At 68.1% G+C, this 16,336-nt stretch carries 12 protein-coding genes; 8 read left to right on the top strand and 4 right to left on the bottom strand.

The window, feature by feature from the left end:
- The first annotated feature begins 337 nt into the window (after positions 1-337).
- Positions 338-1,285, top strand: a complete 948-nt coding sequence (locus tag ACQPW1_RS03280; RefSeq protein WP_433661302.1) for a hypothetical protein — start codon at positions 338-340, stop codon at positions 1,283-1,285.
- 4 nt (positions 1,286-1,289) lie between these two features.
- Here the strand turns inward: ACQPW1_RS03280 and ACQPW1_RS03275 are convergent, their stop codons facing one another.
- Positions 1,290-2,126, bottom strand: a complete 837-nt coding sequence (locus tag ACQPW1_RS03275) for a DUF1266 domain-containing protein (RefSeq protein ID WP_396964538.1) — start codon at positions 2,124-2,126, stop codon at positions 1,290-1,292.
- A 199-nt stretch (positions 2,127-2,325) separates the two neighbouring features.
- Here ACQPW1_RS03275 and ACQPW1_RS03270 point away from each other — a divergent pair, with 199 nt between their 5' ends.
- Positions 2,326-2,589, top strand: coding sequence for a DUF2277 family protein (locus tag ACQPW1_RS03270; protein ID WP_433661301.1), 264 nt, complete (start codon positions 2,326-2,328; stop codon positions 2,587-2,589).
- Positions 2,590-2,601: 12 nt separating this feature from the next.
- Here the strand turns inward: ACQPW1_RS03270 and ACQPW1_RS03265 are convergent, their stop codons facing one another.
- Entirely contained in the window at positions 2,602-3,900 is a 1,299-nt protein-coding gene (locus ACQPW1_RS03265; RefSeq protein ID WP_433661300.1) for a PucR family transcriptional regulator, read from the bottom strand.
- A gap of 197 nt (positions 3,901-4,097) precedes the next feature.
- Between ACQPW1_RS03265 and ACQPW1_RS03260 the strand changes: the two genes are divergently transcribed.
- The 3 genes from ACQPW1_RS03260 to ACQPW1_RS03250 all read left to right on the top strand — a co-directional run bounded on the left by ACQPW1_RS03260 (position 4,098) and on the right by ACQPW1_RS03250 (position 7,981).
- Positions 4,098-5,753, top strand: a complete 1,656-nt coding sequence (locus tag ACQPW1_RS03260; RefSeq protein WP_433661299.1) for an aldehyde dehydrogenase family protein — start codon at positions 4,098-4,100, stop codon at positions 5,751-5,753.
- Positions 5,754-5,817: 64 nt separating this feature from the next.
- The gene (locus ACQPW1_RS03255; protein ID WP_433661298.1) at positions 5,818-6,651 is read left to right on the top strand and encodes an SDR family oxidoreductase; all 834 of its coding nucleotides are present in this window, start codon (positions 5,818-5,820) and stop codon (positions 6,649-6,651) included.
- Positions 6,652-7,087: 436 nt separating this feature from the next.
- Positions 7,088-7,981, top strand: coding sequence for a LysR family transcriptional regulator (locus ACQPW1_RS03250; RefSeq protein WP_433661297.1), 894 nt, complete (start codon positions 7,088-7,090; stop codon positions 7,979-7,981).
- Here the strand turns inward: ACQPW1_RS03250 and ACQPW1_RS03245 are convergent, their stop codons facing one another.
- Positions 7,982-9,547: an amidase family protein gene (locus tag ACQPW1_RS03245; protein ID WP_433661296.1), complete on the bottom strand. Its 1,566-nt coding sequence runs from the start codon at positions 9,545-9,547 to the stop codon at positions 7,982-7,984.
- A gap of 182 nt (positions 9,548-9,729) precedes the next feature.
- Here ACQPW1_RS03245 and ACQPW1_RS03240 point away from each other — a divergent pair, with 182 nt between their 5' ends.
- The 3 genes from ACQPW1_RS03240 to ACQPW1_RS03230 are packed head-to-tail and all read left to right on the top strand — an operon-like array spanning position 9,730 to position 15,736.
- On the top strand, positions 9,730-12,309 hold the full coding sequence (locus ACQPW1_RS03240; protein ID WP_433661295.1) for a serine/threonine-protein kinase: 2,580 nt from the start codon (positions 9,730-9,732) through the stop codon (positions 12,307-12,309).
- Positions 12,306-15,020, top strand: a complete 2,715-nt coding sequence (locus ACQPW1_RS03235; protein WP_433661294.1) for a serine/threonine-protein kinase — start codon at positions 12,306-12,308, stop codon at positions 15,018-15,020. The genes ACQPW1_RS03240 and ACQPW1_RS03235 overlap by 4 nt, the downstream gene beginning before the upstream one ends.
- A complete protein-coding gene (locus ACQPW1_RS03230) occupies positions 15,017-15,736 on the top strand; it encodes a cyclase family protein (RefSeq protein WP_433661293.1) in 720 nt (239 codons plus the stop codon). The genes ACQPW1_RS03235 and ACQPW1_RS03230 overlap by 4 nt, the downstream gene beginning before the upstream one ends.
- Here the strand turns inward: ACQPW1_RS03230 and hpt are convergent.
- A complete protein-coding gene (gene hpt / locus ACQPW1_RS03225; protein WP_433661292.1) occupies positions 15,733-16,284 on the bottom strand; it encodes a hypoxanthine phosphoribosyltransferase in 552 nt (183 codons plus the stop codon). The two genes, ACQPW1_RS03230 and hpt, sit on opposite strands and share 4 nt — an antisense overlap.
- Positions 16,285-16,336: the final 52 nt, after the last annotated feature.

The raw sequence follows: 16,336 nt of genomic DNA, 5'->3' as shown, positions 1-16,336 counted from the left end.
TCCTTTCCGGTGTCTCCGGTTCGTGCTAGCGATGCGTCGGGCGCGTCCGGCTCCGGGAGGGTTCGGATGCGGACATGCCACGTTACCGCGTACGGTCTAGTCGATACATCGCGCAGTTCGGCTGCAGGTGCAGTTAAAGGGGTAAACGGTCAAGGGACCTCGGTGGTTCCCGAAGACCCCGGTCCGGGTTACTCCAACTGGTCACAATCATGGCATGTTCGGCCTATCGTGAGCGACGACACAACACCGCAGTGCGAACGACGGGCACCGACGCGGTAGCTTGCGTAACGAGCTAATGGCCCCGCGAGCACCGTAAACCCAACAGAGCGCAGGGGGTATGGACATAGTTGAGCTACGGACACCCACAGCGATAGTGCGTCACGGCCGCGGGCGATTGATCGTGCTGCGCCCTGGCTCCGATGGCGAGCGGGTGCTCGACGTACCGGTCTCGGATCTGTTGAAGGTCCGCTTGAATCGACGCGCCGACGACGCCGTTGTCATCGAGATATACCTGAGATACCCGACACCCGTGCTGACCGGCGTGCCCGCCGACCGCACTCCGCTGCCGGTGCTCATCGCCGAGCACGACGTGCCGGCGGCGACCGAGATCGTGGACCGGATCAACAGCCAGATCCTGGCCACCCAGCGCATCGACGTGGCCGCCCCCGACCTGAATCCGCCCGCCCCGACCTGGGGCAAATCCGGCCCGACCCGCGCCGACGTGGACCGCGCCGTGCGCCGGATGGCGCCGCACCGCGAGGCCAAGACGGCCATCGCCGCGCTGCATCGATACGTCACGCCGGACGAGTACGTGCTGGAAACCGCGATCGCCACCGCGCACAAGCCCGCGGGCACCGGCCCCGGCCTGCTCGCCGCGACCACCGGACGGCTGCTGTTCATCTCGATCGGCACCGGCACCCGCTACGCGCACGAACTGCCCATCCCGGCGGTGCTGTGGGCCCGCAATACCGACGGCACGCCAGTGGTGGCGGGCGAGATCGGCGCGGTCCGCGGCGAGACCGGGATGGATGTGCACGACGGCAACATCACCCTGCATTTCACCGGCAGCGACCGAGCCGACACCGAACGCGTCACCCTGGCGGTGAACTTCGCGGTCCGCCGCGATTCCGCGGACGGTGGCGCGGGCCCGGCCGATCCCGGTGTGGCCCAGCTGTATTCGGAATGGGAGCTGCTCGTCGAGCGGCACTCGCTGGGCATGGTGGACGACGCGCAGTTCCAGCGCTACGGCCGCGGCATCCTCCGCTCCCTGCCCGACGGCGGCTAACCCGTCAGGACTGCACCACCGGCGGCACGGTCAGACTGATCCGCCGCCACGGGCTGGTCGGCCGCATCCACAGGCGCAGCAGTTCCATCCGGCGGTCGACGCCGCCGTTCTTCAGTTCGGCGAGGTCTTCGCACGCCTGCCAGTAGGTCCAGCCGGTGAGGTAGGCGTCGCCGAACTGGCGCCAGTTGCGGTACTTGGCCTGTGCGATGGGCAGTGCCCGGGCCAGGTAGTCCCAGGCCAGATCGGCGTCGAGATATCCGGCGGTGAAGGCCATCCGCGCGACGGCCACAACACGGGCCAGATCCCACGCGTGGATGTCGCTGGGCAGCGGGCGGGCGAGATGATCGGTGAAGCCGATCTTGATGGCCTGGGACCAGATGTCGTAGTCGCGGACCAGCGCCTCCGGGTTGTCCATGCCGCGGAACGAGCCGACCTGACGCAGGAACGCCCGGTGCCGATCGGCGCGCTCGCCGAACCGGTCCCGCTCGCTGGCATTGATCGAGGCCATCACCAACGGATGCACCAGCGCGTACAGCGGCGCGTGCATGCCGTCCAGCAACTGCTCCATCGAGGCCTGCGCCTCGGTCGCGTCGGTGATGCCCCAGGCGCCGGTGAGCGTGTCGATGGCGAGCTCGCGGCGATCGCCGAGCGGATGCTCGCGCTCCGGGCCGAGCAGCAACGCGTCGTGGAAGGCGTCCCAGCGTGCGGAGTAGAAGGCGCCGAGGGCCAGCGCCCGCAATTCGTCATCGGCGACGGCGGCGCCGGACCAGTGGTCCTCTTCGCGCTGATCCAGCTCCTCGTACGGGAAGGTTGTCAACGTGGGTACACCGCGGGCAGGCATGTTCCCGATTGTTCACCATAGATCTTGGAAGAGCCTGTGTAACGGGACGAATTCTGCGTGTCCTTGCTGGCGCGCCGGAGTTTGCTCGCCCGTCTTCGATTACTCGGGCCCGGCACGCGTGTCGTCGGCGCGAACCGATTTTCGCACCCGGTAGTTTCTTGCCCTGCCGCATACCGTGCTCGAGAGCTACTGTGCTCGCATGAGTAGTAACATCACCCTCCTTCGCGGCCTGGAGCCTGCCCCTACCGAGCAGGAAATCTATGCTGCCGCACTGCAGTACGTGCGCACGGTCGGTGGTGTGTCCGGCCTGAGCTCCACGACCAAGGTCGCCGTCGACAAGGCCGTCACGGCCATTGCCGCGGCCACCACCCAGCTGCTGGCCGACCTACCCGATCGCCCGGTCGCCGCGCCGACGGAGCCGCCGTTGCGCCGCGTCGCCGCGGGTGAAGCGACGACCGACTGATCGCTCACCGATTCAGGGCAGCGCGTCTACCCCGTAGGCGGCGACGCAGGCCAGTGCGACCGCCAACGGCAAGCTGCGCTGCTCGATCGGATGACCGAGTAGTTCCTCGATCCGCTGGATCCGGTAGCGAACCGTGTTCTTGTGCACCCCAAGCAGTTTCGCCGTGGCCTCCGGGCTGCGATGGCTCGCCAGATAGGCGTGCAGCGTCTCGCGCAGCCGCGCCGCGTTCGGGTCCGATCCGGACAGCGTGCGCAATTCCCGGCCGATCAGGCCACGCATCGCCGCGTCGTCGGCACCGGCCAGGTAGGCGATCTCCACCTCGCGATAACCGATGACCCGCGCCGCCGTGGCCGGGCCGCGCTCGGCCACCTGTCTGGCCGCCACCGCCTCGCGATGGCTCTGCCGGAATCCGGCGACCTGCCCGGCGGGCACCCCGAAGGCGACCCGGACCGGCGATTCGACCAACCCGGCGGCGACCAATTCCAGTGCGCCGGGCTCTTCCTCGATGCGGACGGCGTCGGGTAGCTCATCCAGACCAGCCCACGCCCACATGCCGCTGGACCCGGACGCGACGGTGAGCACCCGGCCGTTGCCGATCTCGGCCGCCACCCGGGTCGCGACCCGCTCGAGCAGGCCGACGACTTCGCCGTCGCCACTGCCGGATTCGCTCTCGTCGGTCCACAACACGAAGGCGATGTGCCGCTGGTTGAGCCGGTACCCGAGCCGGGCCGAGGCCTGATCCAGGTCGAGCTCGTCACCGGCCAGCAACGCGCGGATGGTCTCGGTGCGCCGGTTGAGCGCGGCCCGCAGGACGCGCTCGCGCTCCTCCATGTAGGTGTCGGTGAGCAATTCGACCGAGAAGCTGACCCACTTCGTCGCCCGCTCGAACATCCGCAGCATCACCGCCCGCTCGATCTCCTGCGGCGCCGGGCGCTCATCGATGGTCTCGGTCATGTAGTCGAGCACGGCTTCCATGCCGACGTGGTAGGTCCGCAGCAGCATGCGCAGCTCGAAGCCGCGGCGGGCGATGGTGCGCGCGAAGGTGTGTGCCTCTTCGGGCAGCGCGTATTCGAAAGTGTCGCTGGTGATTCCGCTCAGCATGACCCTGGCGTGCGCGCGGGTGCTCGCGGCGAGGTCGCGGCGCACGTCACGGTCGGCGAGCTCCGGGACCTGCGCGATGATCGCGTTGTCGAGCCGGTGCACGATGTGCTCGATCGACTCGGTGCGCATCGTCTCGTAGACGTACTCCGCCAGCCAGTCGCGCACGACTTCGCTGTTCGGCCCGATCCGCGCGGGTGATGCGGCGGTCACATCTCCTCCAATTTGTTCTCTGAGCACAAACAAGCCCGCATTCATTGACAAACCGAGCCAAGAATCTCGCCATATGTTGTGTCAACATCATAGTTCAGTGGCCTGATTCCTCCGCGTATACATTGCGTTGCACGGCGATGACGGCCCTCCGGCGTGGTCAACGTCTACGCCATCAATTAGCGCAGTGGGAGAACAGCGTGACCAATACCGACCCAGCGCCCGCCGCGGCAAAGAAGGCACCAGCACGGAAGACGGCCGCGAAGAAGGTGGCCACCCCGGCGACCGAGGCCGCGGAGCCGGTGCGCCCGGAGCCTGTTGCCGACGCCGTCATCGAGGTGCGCAATCCCGGCACCGGCGAGCTCGTCGGGACGGTGCCCGTGGTGAGCGCGGACGAGGTCGCGGCCAAGGTGCGCGAGCTGCGGCTGTTCCAGCCGGAGTGGGAGGCCATCGGCCCGAACGGCCGCAAGGAATGGCTGCTGAAGTTCCAGGACTGGCTGATCGACAACACCGACACCCTCGCGGATGTGGTGCAGTCCGAAACGGGCAAGCCGCGCGTCGACTCACTGATCGATCCGGCCTTCGCAACCGACCTGGTCGGCTACTACGCGCGCCGCGCCGCCAAGTTCCTGGCCGACGACCATCCGTCGCCGCACAGCCCGCTGGCCCGGGTCAAGAAGCTGACCACCGTGTACAAGCCGTACCCGGTCGTCGGCGTGATCACCCCGTGGAACTTCCCGCTCGCGATGCCCGCGCTCGATGTGTTCCCCGCGCTGGCCGCGGGCGCCGCCGTGATCCTCAAGCCGTCCGAGGTGACCCCGCTGTCCGCGCTCGAAATGGCAAGGGGCTGGGCCGAAATCGGCGCCCCACCGATCTTCGCCGTGGTCACCGGCGCGGGCGCGACCGGCGGCGCCGTCGTCGGCAACGCCGACTACGTCCAGTTCACCGGCTCGACCGCGACCGGTCGCAAGATCGCGGTGGCCTGTGCCGAGCGGATGGTCCCGTACAGCCTGGAACTCGGCGGCAAGGATCCGGCCATCGTGCTGGCCGACGCCGACATCGATCGGGCCGCGCACGGCATCGCGTTCGGTGGCATGTTCAACTCCGGCCAGGTGTGTATCTCGGTGGAGCGGGTGTACGTCGAGGCGCCGGTCTACGACGAGTTCGTGGCCAAGCTGACCGCGAACGTCAAGGCGCTGCGGCAGGGCATCGACGGGCGCGAGTCCAAGCACGATGTCGGCGCGCTGGCCAACGAGAACCAGACGAACATCGTGCAACGCCACGTCGACGAGGCCGTCGCGGCCGGGGCACGGGTGCTCACCGGCGGCAAGCGGGCCGGGTTCGGCACCGCGTTCGAGCCGACCGTGCTCGTCGATGTCGACCACACCATGTCCTGCATCACCGAGGAGACCTTCGGGCCGACCCTGCCGGTGATGAAGGTGGCCGACGAGGCGGAAGCCGTTCGGCTGGCCAATGATTCGATCTACGGGCTGTCCGCGTCGGTGTGGACCGGCGACAAGGAGCGCGGCGAGCGAATCGGCAGGCAGCTCAACGCGGGCGCGGTGAACATCAACGACGTCTTCAGCAACCTGTTCAACTTCGCGCTGCCGATGGGCGGCTGGGGCCAGTCCGGCCTCGGCGCGCGCTGGGGCGGCGCCAACGGCGTCCGCAAGTACTGCCGTCAGCAGGCGATCACCGCGCCGATGCTGCCGACCCAGGACAAAGAACTGTTCTGGTACCCGTACTCGATGCCGAAGCTGCTCTTCGCGCTCGGCGCCATGCGCGCCGCCGGTGCCCGCGGCCTGCGCCGCATCGACCTGCCCGCCGTGCTGAAACTCAAGGGAGACAACAAGTGAGCCAGCGAACCGAAGACACAGCACGCCCCGTCGTGACGGAGCCGAGCGCCAGCGAGGCGCAGTCATGACGGACACTTCGAAGATTCGCGGCAAGGTCGTCGTCATCACCGGCGGCGCCCGCGGCATCGGGCTGGCCACCGCCACCGCGCTGCAGACGCTCGGCGCCAAGATAGCGATCGGCGATATCGACGAGGCCACCGTCAAGGAGTCCGGCACCGCCCGCGACTTCGACCTGTACGGCAGGCTCGACGTCACCGATCCCGCCTCGTTCGAGAGTTTCCTGGGCGAGGTCGAGCGCAGCGTCGGCCCGATCGACGTGTTGATCAACAACGCGGGCATCATGCCGACCGGCAAGCTGGTCGACGAGCCGGATCAGATCACCCGCCGCATCCTGGACATCAATGTCTACGGCGTAATCCTCGGCTCCAAGCTGGGTCTGGCCCGGATGCTGCCGCGCAAGCGCGGGCATGTCATCAACATCGCCTCGCTCGCGGGCGAGACGCACATCCCCGGCCTGGCCACCTACAACGCGAGCAAGCACGCGGTGCTCGGGTTCACCGACACGCTGCGCGAGGAGTACCGGGATTCCGGCGTGCGGTTCTCCTCGGTGCTGCCGACGCTGACCAACACCGAGCTCGGCGCGGGCGTCACCGCGCCGAAGCTGTTGCGGCCGGCCGAGCCGGAGGAGATCGCCGACGCGATCGTCGGGCTGATCGTCGCGCCGAAGTCGAAGGTCCGGGTGACCGCGGTGGCGGGCATCGTCTCGCAGTTGGTCGGGCTGCTGCCGGCGGCGATCGGCGACGGCATCGGCCGGGCGCTCGGTGCGGGCCACGCGTTCCTCGACGACGTCGACGCGGACAAGCGCAAGGCGTACGAGGACCGAGCGCGCAGCGTATAGATCGGCATCTCGCAGCGGCGCTGCGATCGCGGAAACATCGCGGCCGCAGCGCCTTTTTGCGTGTCCGGGAGGGGCTCGGGAGGCGATCCGATCGACAATACAAACCAAATTGTGACGAAAATCACTATAGAGGGGCAAATGACCGCACGTCGACCATAAGGGGGTGTCCAGCTGACGAACGGCAATCGCACAGACCGCCAGTTCCAGCTCTCGCAGCGCGCGACGAGCAATCATCCTTGCTGGTCACACGCCCAACTGTGCCGAAGCGGCCGGTTCGGCGGTCGCATGCCGAAGATTCGCGGAGTCGATGGTGCGCCCCACCATCACAAGCAATATGCTGTCTCTAACAAACCTGTCGAATGTTTTGATACCCGTATCCGAACTTTCTGGCCTGATAAGGCTGGAAATTCAGGACTGATTCTGATAGCAAGGGGCTATGGACCCGCATTTGCGCGACCTGCGGTATTTCGTCGCCGTCGCTGAGGAACTGCACTTCACCAACGCCGCTCAGCGGCTGCACATCGCTCAACCCACCCTGTCGCGTCAGATCCGGCAGCTGGAACGCCAGCTCGACGTGGTCCTGTTCGACCGCAACCAGCGCAGCGTCGCCCTGACCGTCGCAGGCAAGGAACTCCTGGAAGGCGCTCGCAAGATCCTGGAGCTGTGGGAAGTCACCAACGTCTCGCTGCAGGAGGCGGGTGAGGTGCTGCGCGTCGGCATCCAGTCCGCGCTCGGCCGCGGCCTGCTGAACGACCTGGAGAGCGCCAGCGGCCATCGACTAGCGCTGCACGCGGCCTCGTGGACCGACCCGTCCAGCGGGCTGTCCGGTCGGCAGGCGGACCTGTCGCTGGTGTGGCTGCCGCTGCCCGACCCGAACCGCTACCGCTGGCAGGTGCTGCGCACCGAGCCGCGCTGGGTGCTCCTCCCGGAGAACCACCCGCTGGCCGATCGGGAAATCATCGAGTTCACCGACCTGCTCGACGAGCCGTTCATCGCGCTGCCCACCGAAGCCGGTGCGGTGCGCGACTTCTGGCTCGGCAACGACGCGCGCAACGGACGTCAGCCGAAGATCGGCGCCGAGGCGGCGACCCCCGAGGACAAGCTGGAGGCCGTGAGCCTCGGCCTCGGCGTCTGCCTGCTCGCCGAGAACAACGTGCCGATGTACCGCTGGCCCGGCCTCACCGCGCGACCGGTGGCCGGCCTCGCACCGTGCGAACTGGCCGTCGCGTGGCGGGCCGACGACACCCGCCCGACCATCCTCGAATTCGCCGGGCGCGCAGTGAACGGCGGATTCTCCGAACAGCAGCCGCAACCCGCCATCAGCGCCTGATCAGTTGATGGTGCGCCGCCAGGGGTGCAGCGTTTCCAGTTGCGCGGACAACCGCAGCAGAGTGGATTCGCTCCCCGGCGGACCGGCCAGCTGAGCGCCGACCGGCGTCCCGACATCGGGATGCATGCCCATCGGAATGGACGCGGCGGGCCAGCCGACCAGGTTCCACAGCGGGGTGAACGGGGAAAACCGTGCGGTGGCAAGCACATTGGCCAGCCAGCCACGGCTGTGCCAGGCCCGCGCCTTGGGCGGCGGGCAGGCGAGCGTGGGCGTGATCACCACGTCGTAGCGTTCGAAGTACTCGAGCAGTCGCGCCTCGACCCGGTCGACCTGACCCGGTCGAACCAGGCGTAGTCGCTGCACCAGGCGGCCGAGCGCGAGGTGGCGGCGGGTGCGCGGTTGTAGTCGGTCGGGATGGGGTAGCGCGGCGGCGTCCCGGGAACCAACGGCCAACCAGCGCAAGAAGATCGACAACATCGCGTCGCCGTAGGGCAACGCGGTCGGCTCGACCAGATGGCCGGCCGCCGCGGCGACCGAGGCCGCGGTGCGGGCGGCGTTGGTCCAGTGCCGGTCGACCGGAAAGCAGCGATACGGCGGAGCCACGGCTAGACCGATGCGTAGTCGGCCGGGCGGCTCCACCTCGGCTAGGTCCGGTCGCGCGGCGAGCACCGACAGCGCGAGCGCCGCGTCGCCGACTGTCGTTGCGAGCACACCGTTTTCGAACATGCCGGCCCACGCGTCCACGCCGATCTCCGCGGGCACCGTGTAGCGGCCCGGCTTGATGCCGAACACCCCGCAGCAGGCCGCGGGAATGCGGATCGAACCGAGTCCGTCGTTGCCGTGCGCGATCGGCACCAGCCCGGCGGCGACCGCCGCGGCCGAACCGCCGGACGAGCCGCCCGCGCTGCGCGCGACATTCCACGGATTGCCGGTGATCCGTTCCGGGGTATCGGTGGTGCCCCACAGTCCGAGCTCCGGCACGGTGGTAAGTCCGACGATCACGGCACCGGCGGCCCGCAGCCTGCGCACCACCGAATGGTCGTCGGCGACCGGACGAGCATCGGTGGCCGCCGAGCCCGAACGCATGGTCTCGCCAGCCACCGCGATGTTGTGCTTGATCGCGATCGGCACCCCGGCCAGCGGGAGCACGTCGAGATCGGCGCGCTGCTCCAGCGAGGCCGCCTCGGACCGGGCCTTCTCGGTGCGAATAACGCTGAAGGCATTGGTGTTCCGGTGCTCGGCGACGATCCGCGCCAGGGTGGTTTCCACCACCTCCGTCGCGGTGAGCGAACCGTCGCGCACGCTCGCCGCGATGGTCGCGGCCGGGCCGCGCGCCGTGTCCTTCTCGGACGGGATTTGGTCGTTCGCGCCTAGCGGACTATCTTGAGCGGGCGTTGTCGCCTCGGCTCCCGATCGGGTACGCGGTGATTGCGCGACAACTGTCTGCTGTTTCTGAGTACCTTGCGCGACCGCCGAGTGCTTGGTCGGCTTCTGCGCGGCTGTCTCCGTGCCGGAGGTTTCGGTTTTCGCCGAAGCATCCGCCACCACTGTGGCCTTGATCTGCATGTGCTGGTCGTCCCCCGTCGCATCGTTGTCGAATTCGGGTGATCGCTCTCAAGCCGCAAGTTATCATTCCGAATACTGCTCGGGGGACGATGGCGTCGGGTGTGGCGGAGAATTTCTCCGACACATCCACCGACCGACCAGTGCGGATTCTTCGGTGTCCGCCGCAGCCACTAGGTCCGAGAATGAGTGCCGACTCCGATAGAAGTTCCGATTCCGCCGCAGCTTTCGATGCGAGCGCTGGTATTGGCAACCACCCGCTGCGTACCGAATTCAGCGTCGTGGCAGCCTTCTCCGCCGCGTGGGAAGACGCCGCCTACGAATCCACCCGCCGCCCGCCCGAGATCGCCGAGTACCTGCCCGACGCGCGCACGCTGCGCACCGAGGCGCTGCTCGAGCTGATCCGCGTCGACCTGCGGCATCGCTGGTTGCGCCGAACCGTGCTCGGAACCAGCCCGTCGGCAGAGCCCGAGCCCCGCAAACGTCTCGCCGAATACTGCGCCGAATTTCCAGAACTCGAAGCGGGCAGTATCCCGGCCGGTCTGGTGTACGAAGAGTTCGTCATCCGCAGGCACAGCGGCGAACGGGTGGATCCGCGCGAATGTCTGCGCGAATATCCACACCAGGCGACCGAACTTCGGGCGTTGCTGAACGCCGATGATGTCGATCAGAGCACCCGCCGGGCGGCGCTGGAGGATTCCACCCGGACCGCGCTCGCGCGCACCAGAGCCGCGTTCGTCGATAACGAATTGAACCGAACCACCGAGCCCACTCGTAGTTCAGAAGTGACCCGAGCGACCACCACCGATCTGACGGGAACGGCGACAGCCATGCCCACCACGGTCGGCACCGGGCCGGGCCGGCTCGACCTGCTCGACCGCATCGAAATCGGCCAGCGGATCGATGATTTCGACCTGTTGACCGGGCTGGGCAGCGGCGCGTTCGCCCGTGTCTTCCTGGCCAGGCAGCGCTCGCTGCAGCGACTGGTCGCGGTGAAGATCTCCGCCGATCACGGCACCGAGCCGCAGACGCTGGCCCAGCTCGACCACGACTACATCGTGCGGGTCTTCGACCAGCGGCTGCTCGAGGATGCCGGTGGCGGTGCCGCGCGCCGGCTGCGGCTGCTCTACATGCAGTTCCTGCCCGGTGGCACGCTGCTCGGCGTGCTGCGCTGGGTGCGGGCCACCCCGCCCGAGGAACGCAGCGGTCAGCTGCTGCTCGACGCGGTCGACGCGGCGATGGAGGAGAAGGGCGAGATCCGGCCGACGGACTCCAGCGTGCGCGCCGAGATCGCCGCGCTCAGCTGGCCGGAGACGGTCGCGTGGCTGGGCCGCAGGCTGGCCGAGGCGCTCGACTACGCTTCGGCGCACGGCGTGCTGCACCGCGACGTGAAACCGGCCAATGTGCTGCTGACCGCCGAGGCGGTGCCGAAGCTCGCCGACTTCAACATCAGCTTCAGCCGCAATGTCGAGGGCACCAGTCCGGTGGCCTATTTCGGCGGCTCGCTGGCGTACATGTCGCCAGAGCAACTGGAGGCCTGCCATCCCGGATTCGGCCGCAGCGCGGCGGATTTGGATACGCGCGCGGATATCTACTCGCTCGGGGTGGTGCTGTGGGAACTGCTCACCGGCGCGAAACCGTTCGACGACAGCACCGCGGGCGCCGACAACCCCGGCGACGATACGACGCTGGAGGCCATGCTGGAGCGGCGCAGCGCCGGGGTGGACGCGGCTGCGCTGGAACGGGTTCCGTCGGATTGCCCGGCGGCGCTGCGGCGGGTGCTGCTGAGTTGTCTTTCGCCGGAGCGGACGCAGCGGTGGGCGAACGGTTCGGTGCTGGCCAAGCAATTGGACCTGTGCATGGATGCCCGCGCGCGCGAACTGGTCGATCCGGCCCCCGACAGCTGGCGGCGCCGACTGCGCCCGTGGCTCGTGCTGGTGGTCGTCCTCGCCATCGGACTGCCGAATGTTCTTGCCGCGGTGTACAACATCCAGCACAACCAACACCTGATCATCGACCGGCTCAACCAGGACGCCCAGCACACCTTTGTCATCGTCACGAGCGTGGTGAACGCGGTTTTCTGGCCGTTCGGCATCGCGCTCATGGTGTACATGTCGCGATATCTGCTGACGGTGCCGCGCGGGCTGCGTAAAGGGCGTCGGTACGACCCGGAGACACTTCGGCGGGCCAGATCCGACGCGCTGCGGCTCGGCGACCGAGCAGTGATCGTGGCCTTTTCGCTGTGGGTGGTTGCGGGCCTTACCTTCCCGATCGCGATGCAACTGGCGACCGGCGACGTACCGGCGCGCGCGGTGGTGCACTTTCTCGCGTCACTGGTGGTGTGTGGCGCCATCGCGGTGGCGTACCCGTTCTTCCTGGTGACCTTCTACATGGTCCGCTGCATCTACCCGATCTTCCTGCGGCATGGGGAGATCAGCGCCGAGGATGCGGTGCGGCTGCGTGGGCTCGACCGCAGGTGCAACGGATACCTCGCGGTCGCGGCGTCGGTGCCACTGCTCGCAGTGGCGGGGGTGACTTTCCTTCCGCCGTCCGATATTCCGATGGTGATCTTCGCGGTCCGGGTGTTGTGTGCGGGCGGCATCATCGCGTTCGTCGTCTCCTACCTGCTGTTCCGCGCACTGGAGTCCGATCTGCGCGCGCTGGAGCGGGTCGTCGCGCCGGACTGGGCCGGGGCGAATACCGTTGCGGTAGAACCAGCCGACCTCGATGAAAGCGGGCCGACCGTGGTGGAGACTCGCACGTGAGCTCGTCGCGCGCCGATGCCGTCGCCCGGTTCGCCGCCGATTGGCAACGCAGCCTGCGCGCCGAGCTCTTCGCGCCGCCGCGCATCGCGGACTACGTGCCCGACGGCAGCCAGGTGCGCCTCGCGGTGCTGGCCGATCTGCTGCGCATCGACCTGCGCGAGCGTTGGGCCAGGGATGCCGAGCTCGGCAAGCGGATTGCCGAGTACCGCAAGGAATTTCCGGAGGTCGAGCACTGTCCCGGGCTGGCCGACCTGCTCTGCGAGGAGTTCCTGGCGCGCCGCCGCCACGCGCCGCTGGCCATCGAGGAATTCCTCACCGAGTACCCCGATCTCGCGGCCGAGGTACGAGAACGCCTCGCCGCCTTCGACATCGACGACAGCACGGCCGACTACGGCACGGCGGAATCGACCGAAGCCGTTGCCGCACTGGCCGATCTGGCCCCCGGTCGGCAGATCGACGACTTCGACCTGATCACCGACCTGGGCACCGGCGTCCTCGGCCGCGTCTTCCTGGCCAGGCAGCGCTCCATGCAACGACTTGTCGCGGTGCGCCTTTCGGCGGGCCGGGCGACCGCGCCGCACACCATGGCGCAGCTCGATCACGCGCACATCGTCCGCGTCTTCGACCAGCGACTGCTGAGCACCGGCCCATCTCAGGACCTCGACGACCCGTTCGTCTGGGAGACAGACGCTTCCGTCCGCGACACCGGTGATCGACCGGGACTGGTCGCCCGCTCACACGCACCCGGCTTCCACAGCGTGCCGCGCCCGGTCACGGACGACGCCACCGTCGCCAACCCGCTCGCTTTCGACGCCGAGAGCACCGCGACCAGCCGCAGGTCATCGGCCGACGATGCCACCGTCGCGGGTGGTGACGCCACCGTCGCCAGCTCGCCTGGCCGCGACCCAGACGAAACCGCACGCGACGGTAGTCCGACAGGCGACGACACGGTCGACTCCGATCGCACTGCGGTGAGCGGTAATCCACTGGGACACAACGACGACGCGACGGCCGCCACCCCGCGTGGTCGCAGCACCGACTTCCCACGACCCACGCGAACGGACGCTCTGGCCTTCCCCGGCGGACGCGTCGCACGAGACAGCGGCACCCCAGTCGACACCGCCCGCTCGCTCCTCGGCGCCGGCGCGCCCCGCCTCGTCTACATGCAGTACCTGCCCGGCGGAACCGCGGTCGGCGTACTCGACCAGCGACGCACCGGTCCCGAGTCCGACGGCGGCGCGCTGCTGCTGCTGGCCATCGATGCGGCGATGGAGGCGAAAGGCGAGATCCGGCCGTCGGATTCGAGTGTGCGGGCCGAGATCGCGGCGTTGAGCTGGCCGGAGACGGTGGCCTGGGTGGGCAGGCGGCTGGCCGACGCGCTGGACTACGCGGAGCACCACGGGGTGCTGCACCACGACATCAAACCCGCGAACGTGCTGTTCACCGCCGAGGGTATTCCGAAACTGGCCGACTTCGCGTTGAGCGAATCGGGCCCACGCCCGGCAGGGGTGAATTCGACTCAGCACGTGGATGATTCGCTGCCGTACCGGTCGCCGGAACAGCTGGCCAGACTCGTCGACCCGAGCGTGCCCGCACCGGGCACCCGCAGTGATATCTACTCGCTGGGCGTGTTGCTGTGGGAAATGCTCACGGGCGCAAGCCCGTTCGACGACACCCCGCGAGCAAGCGAAACACCGGCCGAGACCTACGCGCGAATGCTCGCCGTACGCCGCGACGGCGTCACCGCGACGGCGCTGTCCCAACTGACCGCAGACACACCGGCGGCTCTGCGCCGAGTGCTGCTGGACTGCCTGCACGCCGAGCCGAAACGACGCTGGCGCAATGGCGCCGAACTGGCCGGGCAGCTCGACCTGTGCCTGGACGCCCGCGCCCGGAACCTGGCCGATCCGCCGCCGACCAGCCTGGCCCACCGGGCGCGCGGCTGGCTGATCCCGTTCGCGGCGTTGTGCATCGGCGTGCCGAACGTGCTCGCGAGTTGGTACAACATCCAGCTGAATCAGTCCCTGATCATCGATCGGATGTCGGAGGCGGATCAGCACAAGTTCGCCACGGTCGGGTTGGTCAACAACCTGATCGCCTTCCCGGTCGCGGCACTACTGCTGATCTTCCTCACCCGCAGGCCGCTGACCATCGGATTCCGGTTGGCCCGCGGCCGTGAGTATTCCGCGCGCACGCTGGCGAAGGCGCGCCGCGACACCTTGCTGATGGGCGACTGGGCGGTGCTGGTGCCGTTCGGCTTCTGGCTCGCCGCGGGCGTGATCTGGCCGCTCGGCCTGGCCTTCACCGGTGTCGATCTGCCACCGAAGACGTTCCTGCATTTCTTTGCGGCACAGGTGGTTTGCGCCGCCATCGCGCTGGCCTATCCGTTCTTCCCGATCATGGTCTACGCGGTACGCTCGGTGTATCCACAGTTGCTGGTGCGCGGCGGAATCGGTCCCGGCGACGAACGCCAGCTGCGAAATCTGGCCCGGCGCGGCAACTTCTACCTCGGCGTCGCGGCGTCGGTGCCGCTGCTCGGGGTGGCGGGCGCGACCTTCGTCGACGCCGGGGATCTGGAGTTGGTGATCGTTCCGGTGCGCTTGCTCAGCGTGGGTGGCATTCTGGCTTTCGTGGTTACCTACCGGTTGTTCCGCTGGCTCGAGGCCGACCTGCTGGCGCTCGCGCGGGCCATCCCGCAGCGGAAGCGATGACCTCGCCGCGCCCGCTCGGCCGGCTGGTGAGCCTGTCGCACGTGCACGACCCGGCCACCACGCCGCTGTATCCGGACGATCCGGAGTTCCGCACCGATATCGTCGCGACGGTCGCCAACGACGGCTACTACCTGCGCTATATCCAGCAGGGCGAGCACACCGGAACCCATTGGGGCGCACCGATTCACTTCCACTCCGACGGTCTCGGCGCGGACGAACTCGAGCTCGATGATCTACTGCTGCCCGCGGTGAAGATCGACGTCCGCGAGCGGTGCGCCAGCGATCGCGACTATCCGATCACGGTCGCCGATCTGAAGCAGTGGGAGGGGCGGCACGGGCGCATCCCGAATGGCGCGGCGGTGATCGCTTGGACGGGCTGGGATAGCAAGTGGGGCACCGCGGAGTTCCTCGGCACGGCCGAATTCGCAGGCCATCAGCCGGGTTTCGCGGTCGAGACCATCGAGTGGCTGCTGCGCACCGGACGGCTCGGCCATCGTGGCGCGCTCGGCATCGATACGTTCGGCCCCGACCTGGGCACCGATGAGACCTACGCGGTGTCCAAGCTGCTCTACGGCGATCACCGGATCAGCCTGGAATGCCTGGCCAACCTGGCCGCGATTCCCGCGACCGGCGCCTGGATCCTGGTCGGCGGACCCATCTATCGCCGCGGTTCCGGTTCTCCCGCAACGATTTTCGGCATCCTGCCGGACCGCTAGGAGTAGACCTTCGGGTCGAGGGTGCCGATGTAGGGCAGGTCGCGGTAGCGCTCCGCGTAGTCGAGGCCGTAGCCGACGACGAATTCGTTCGGGATGTCGAAGCCGACGTGCGCGACGTCGACGTGGGTGCGTAGCGCGTCCGGCTTGCGCAGCAGGGTGACCACCTCGAGCGAGGCCGGGTTGCGGGTGGACAGGTTGCGCTTGAGCCAGGACAGCGTCAGGCCCGAGTCGATGATGTCCTCGACGATCAGCACATTGCGGCCCGCGATGTCCTTGTCCAGGTCTTTCATGATGCGGACCACGCCGGAGGACGAGGTGGACGACCCGTACGACGAGACGGCCATGAACTCCATCTGGGTCGGGATCGGCAGCGCCTTGGCCAGGTCGGTCATGAAGAAGATCGCACCCTTGAGCACGCCTATCAGCAGCAGGTCGCCCTCGGGGGCATCGGCGGGATAGCGCTTGGCGATGAGCTCGGCCAGCTCATTCGTCTTGGCGGCGATCTCTTCCTCGGTGATCAGAACAGACGCGATGTCGTCCCCGTACACGTCAGCTGTTCCCTTCTGGTTTTCGCTCCCGGACGGCCGACCCATTATGTGT

Source organism: Nocardia sp. CA-128927, assembly GCF_050955855.1.
In the GTDB taxonomy this organism is placed as follows: Bacteria; Actinomycetota; Actinomycetes; order Mycobacteriales; family Mycobacteriaceae; genus Nocardia.
This window is presented reverse-complemented; position numbering and strand designations above follow the sequence as displayed.

Coding starts and splice junctions, on each gene's coding strand:
- ACQPW1_RS03280 (WP_433661302.1), top strand. CDS start 338: ATGGACATAGTTGAGCTACGGACACCCACAGCGATAGTGCGTCACGGC.
- ACQPW1_RS03275 (WP_396964538.1), bottom strand. CDS start 2,126: ATGCCTGCCCGCGGTGTACCCACGTTGACAACCTTCCCGTACGAGGAG.
- ACQPW1_RS03270 (WP_433661301.1), top strand. CDS start 2,326: ATGAGTAGTAACATCACCCTCCTTCGCGGCCTGGAGCCTGCCCCTACC.
- ACQPW1_RS03255 (WP_433661298.1), top strand. CDS start 5,818: ATGACGGACACTTCGAAGATTCGCGGCAAGGTCGTCGTCATCACCGGC.
- ACQPW1_RS03250 (WP_433661297.1), top strand. CDS start 7,088: ATGGACCCGCATTTGCGCGACCTGCGGTATTTCGTCGCCGTCGCTGAG.
- ACQPW1_RS03245 (WP_433661296.1), bottom strand. CDS start 9,547: ATGCAGATCAAGGCCACAGTGGTGGCGGATGCTTCGGCGAAAACCGAA.
- ACQPW1_RS03240 (WP_433661295.1), top strand. CDS start 9,730: ATGAGTGCCGACTCCGATAGAAGTTCCGATTCCGCCGCAGCTTTCGAT.
- ACQPW1_RS03230 (WP_433661293.1), top strand. CDS start 15,017: ATGACCTCGCCGCGCCCGCTCGGCCGGCTGGTGAGCCTGTCGCACGTG.